The following is a 4,119-nucleotide window of genomic DNA, read 5'->3' as shown; positions in this document are numbered from 1 at the left end:
AGCCCGCTCCTACAGGTACTCCACAGTCTTCCGAGCCGCAGGGCCTGTAGGAGCGGGCTTGCCCGCGAAAAGGTCACCGCCAAAAGTAGATTCGATCCACTAGCGCAGCATCCAAGCAACCCGCCAGCTCGATGACAAAGCCTGGCTTGTATCCAGATGTAAACCGCGGCGCGTGTCTGTTTCAGATCAATGCCGTACGCTTGCAGACAACCCACCGCCCCCCAATCCAGCCACACTGTCATCCTGCCCGCACCCGGTACCCGCCATGAGCCTGCTCAGACAAGCCCTGAACGATCAATCCTTCGTCTGCATCATGGAGTTCGTCCCCAAGCCTTCTGCCCAGCGCTTCGCTGCACTGGAGAGCATCATGGCGCGTGCGCAGTTGTGCGGCTGGCCACTGGCGGTGTCCATCGCCGACCGGGTCGGCAGTGCGCTCGACATGTCGCCGCTCGACGCCTGCCGCAGCTTCAACACACCGGTCCCGACCCTGTTGCATTTCTCCGGCAAGGACCGCGAGCGCCAGGACCTGCTCGCCCAGCTGTCACACATGGACGCCGCAGGCCTGGACCAGCTCCTGCTGCTGACCGGCGACCGCCTGCCCGGCCACACGCCAGGCCAACGTCCGGTGCGTTACCTCGAATCCGTCGCAGCCCTGCAGATCGTGCGCCAGGCGCGCCCCGACTGGCTGCTCGGCGCGGCACTGAATCCGTTCAAGTACCGCGAGGAAGAAGGCGGCGCACAATACTTCAAGGCCGAAAAGAAGCTCGCCGCCGGCGTCGACTTCTTCATCCTGCAACTGGGTTTCGACTTCCAGAAATACCGCGAGGCCATGCACTGGATGCAGCGCCAGCCCAGGCCTCGGCCCATGCTCGCCTGCATCATGGGGCTGACCGAGGGTCGCGCCGGGATGCTCGAGCATGTGGCGGGGGTCACCGTAAGCCCCGCGATGCGTGCGCTGCTCGCCGCCGAGGCGGCAGTGTCCAAGGCCCACGCCCGGCAGCGTGCCACCGAGCGCCTGGCCCTGCAGATCATCGGCCTGCGCCTGCTGGGCTACGCCGGGATCAACCTCTCCGGCGTGCACGAACTCGAACAGTTTCTCGAACTGGAACAAGCTCTGGAAGACTGGCTGCCACGCATCAACAGCCTCGAGCAATGGCGCAGCGCCTGGGACGCCGCCTGGCAGATGCCCGGCGTTGCACCGGTCACTTTCCACCCACCCGGGCATCACTGGCAGCAAGGCCAGCGCCAGGTCCAGGCTTCGTTTACGGAAAAGGCCCGCTACCATTTGCTGTCGGCCATGCACCACCAGTTGTTCAGCCGCGAAACGCTGTTGAGCAAGGCATTCGGCTGGAGCGTGCGCCGGTCGCTGTGGTCGACCCCAGCCGCGGCGCGCGTTCTGCACCGAGTGGAGCGCGGCCTCAAGCGGCCGGTGGTCGGTTGCGATACTTGCGGTCAATGCCGGCTCGAAGACACCTTGTACATCTGCCCGGAAACCTGCCCCAAGGGCCTGGCCAACGGGCCCTGCGGCGGGACGCAACTGAACCGCTGCGAGTTCGGCGACCGGGAATGCATCCACAGCCGCAAATACCGCACGGCGGTGTCGGTCGGGCAGACAGACGTACTCAGGGACAAGCTGATCCCCTGCGTCGAGGTGGGTGGGCGCCAGCAGAGCTCCTGGCCGCGCTGGTTCGCCGAGCCAACCCCAGTACAACCCGCAGCGCGCGCCAAGCGCCCGCAACCCGAGGCCGCGGACCTGTAGGAGCGACCCGGCAAGCCCTGGTACAGGGGGCCCGACAGCCTCTATCCTGAGCGGCCATCGCCCTACACTCGCCCACAGGACCGCCGCGTGACCCGAGCGCAACTTGAAACCCAGCAGATCCCCCTCTACTTCGCCGCCGTGGTCCTGGCCATCGCCGCAGGCCTGCTCGCTCCCGACACCGCCAGCCACCTGCAAGCGCTGGTGACTCCGGCGATTGCCGTGCTGATGTACGCAATGTTCCTGCAGATCCCCTTTCTCGACCTGCGTCAGGGGCTGGGCAACCGCCGCTTCATGGGCGCGCTGTTGCTTGCCAACTTCGTGATGATACCGCTGCTGGTGTGGGCGGCCACGCGCGGTCTGGTCGAGCATCCGGCGATCCTGATCGGTGCACTGCTGGTACTGCTGACGCCCTGCATCGACTACGTGGTGGTGTTCACCCACATCGGCAAAGGCGACTCGCGCCTGACCCTCGCCGCCACGCCGGTGCTGTTACTGGTGCAACTGGCCCTGCTGCCGCTGTACCTGACCCTGATGCTCGGCGCGCAAAACCCTGTGGCACTCTCCATCGCGCCGTTCGTGGAAGCCTTCGTGCTGCTGATCGTGCTACCGATGCTGCTGGCCGTGCTCACCAGCGTCGGTGCACGCCGCTCGCAAGCCATCGCCCGCTGGAACGACGCCTGGGCGTGGATGCCGGTGCCGGCCATGGCCCTGGTGCTGATTGCCGTGATCGGCTCGCAGATCGTCGTGGTGCTGGGCGACTTCCAGCGCCTGTTGCCGGTGATTCCGGTGTATGTCGGGTTCGCGCTGCTGGCACCGCTGCTGGGGCTGCTCTCGGCGCGGCTGTTCCGGCTGCAGGCGCGCGAAGCGCGATCGGTGACGTTCAGCGCCGCGACCCGCAATTCGCTGGTGGTACTGCCGCTGGCGCTGGCCTTGCCGGAAGACTTGCGGGTGCTGGCGGCAGCGGCGGTGATAACCCAGACACTGGTAGAACTGGTGAGCGAACTGATCTACGTGCGGGTGGTGCCGGCAGTGGTACGAACCTGACAGACGCCATCCCAACTCACAGGATCACGAACCCCACCTCGATATTGCCCCGCGTCGCCTTGGAGTAAGGGCAGATCTGGTGCGCCTCGGCCACCATCTTCTGCTTGTCCTCCAGGGCTAGCCCGGGCAAGTGCACGGTCAACTGAGCGGCCAGCGCAAAGCCGCCATCGGCGGTATTGCCCAGCGCCACATCAGCCTCCACCGCCACGCCCTCGGGCAGGCGGATGTCGAACTTCTGCCCCGCACGACGCAGTGCGCCGATGAAGCAGGCCGACCAGCCGATGGCAAACAATTGCTCGGGGTTGGTGCCTGGACGTCCGGAGCCTGGCGGGCTCAACGGCAGGTCCAGCGCACCATCACTGGAGCGACCGCGGCCGTCGCGGCCTCCGGTGGTGTGAGTACGGGCGGTGTAGAGGGTGGTTGTCAAAGGGGTGATCACGGTGCATCTCCTTCTTGCCGATCAGGACGGTTCGCACAGCCCTCCCCGACCAAGGGTGCGGGAAGGGCGCGGATGGCCGTTACTGCTTGGCCTGGCTCAGGCGGCTGTACAGGTCGGACGGGAACGGTTTGCCATTGGCGTCGAACTGATGTTTGCGGAACTGATACACCTCCGCCTCGGACAGGTAACCATCGTGGTTGGCGTCGATCGCATCGAACTCGGCGTTGGCCTTCGGTGCCACGGCCAGCAGCTCGGCACGCGAAACGCGGCCATCGTGGTCGGTGTCGGTGCGGGCGAAGGAGGCATCGCCACACTTGCCTTCACCACACTTGCCCTCCGCCCCGGTGGCTTTCGCCTGGCCACCGCACTTGCCCTCGCCACACTTGCCTTCGGCCTTGGTGGCCTTGCCCTCGGCACCGCACTTGCCTTCCCCACACTTGCCTTCGGCCTGGGTGGCCTTGCCCTTGGCGCCGCACTTGCCTTCCCCGCACTTGCCTTCCGGGGCCTTGTCGTTGGCCGCGAGCTGGTAGCCCTGCGGCAGCGCTTCAACGGCGAACGCGGAGCTGGTGACGTTGATACCGCCTGCCAGGGCGATGGCGAACAGGCCGATGCGAGCCTTGCTGGAAATCGGGGTATGGGACATGGCATTTCTCCGGATGTCAGTGCGGTCGTACCGCTGGGTTCATTGCCCCTAGGGCGAGAGAGCCGATGAACCGGGGCGCCTGGCCCCGTTCGTTCGGGTGGAGCCATTTGAACGTCAGCGTGTATCGGGGGCGTATCCGGGGAGGGAGGGATTTGTATGCAAGTACGCAGGATCAGGGGTGAGATACAGGGCGATACAATCGCGGGACAAGCCCGCTCCCACAGATACGTGCGC

4 protein-coding genes are annotated in these 4,119 nt (G+C 65.9%); 2 read left to right on the top strand and 2 right to left on the bottom strand.

Annotated features, from left to right (window positions below; all coding sequences use genetic code 11):
* Nucleotides 1–265 precede the first annotated feature (265 nt).
* A complete protein-coding gene (locus ACPZMI_RS03150) occupies nucleotides 266–1,759 on the top strand; it encodes a methylenetetrahydrofolate reductase C-terminal domain-containing protein (RefSeq protein ID WP_426351657.1) in 1,494 nt (497 codons plus the stop codon).
* Between the two features lie 87 nt (nucleotides 1,760–1,846).
* On the top strand, nucleotides 1,847–2,803 hold the full coding sequence (locus tag ACPZMI_RS03145) for an arsenic resistance protein (RefSeq protein WP_426351656.1): 957 nt from the start codon (nucleotides 1,847–1,849) through the stop codon (nucleotides 2,801–2,803).
* Nucleotides 2,804–2,819: 16 nt separating this feature from the next.
* Here ACPZMI_RS03145 and ACPZMI_RS03140 read toward each other — a convergent pair whose 3' ends face one another.
* Nucleotides 2,820–3,242: an organic hydroperoxide resistance protein gene (locus tag ACPZMI_RS03140; protein WP_346655296.1), complete on the bottom strand. Its 423-nt coding sequence runs from the start codon at nucleotides 3,240–3,242 to the stop codon at nucleotides 2,820–2,822.
* A 79-nt stretch (nucleotides 3,243–3,321) separates the two neighbouring features.
* A complete protein-coding gene (locus ACPZMI_RS03135) occupies nucleotides 3,322–3,885 on the bottom strand; it encodes an HvfA family oxazolone/thioamide-modified RiPP metallophore (RefSeq protein ID WP_186667696.1) in 564 nt (187 codons plus the stop codon).
* Between the last annotated feature and the right edge of the window lie 234 nt (nucleotides 3,886–4,119).

Source organism: Pseudomonas wayambapalatensis, assembly GCF_049942315.1.
Classification (GTDB): domain Bacteria; phylum Pseudomonadota; class Gammaproteobacteria; order Pseudomonadales; family Pseudomonadaceae; genus Aquipseudomonas; species Aquipseudomonas wayambapalatensis.
This window is presented reverse-complemented; position numbering and strand designations above follow the sequence as displayed.

Bases quoted from the DNA above. Each gene is read 5' to 3' on its own strand.
- ACPZMI_RS03135 (WP_186667696.1), bottom strand. From the start codon at position 3,885: ATGTCCCATACCCCGATTTCCAGCAAGGCTCGCATCGGCCTGTTCGCC.
- ACPZMI_RS03150 (WP_426351657.1), top strand. From the start codon at position 266: ATGAGCCTGCTCAGACAAGCCCTGAACGATCAATCCTTCGTCTGCATC.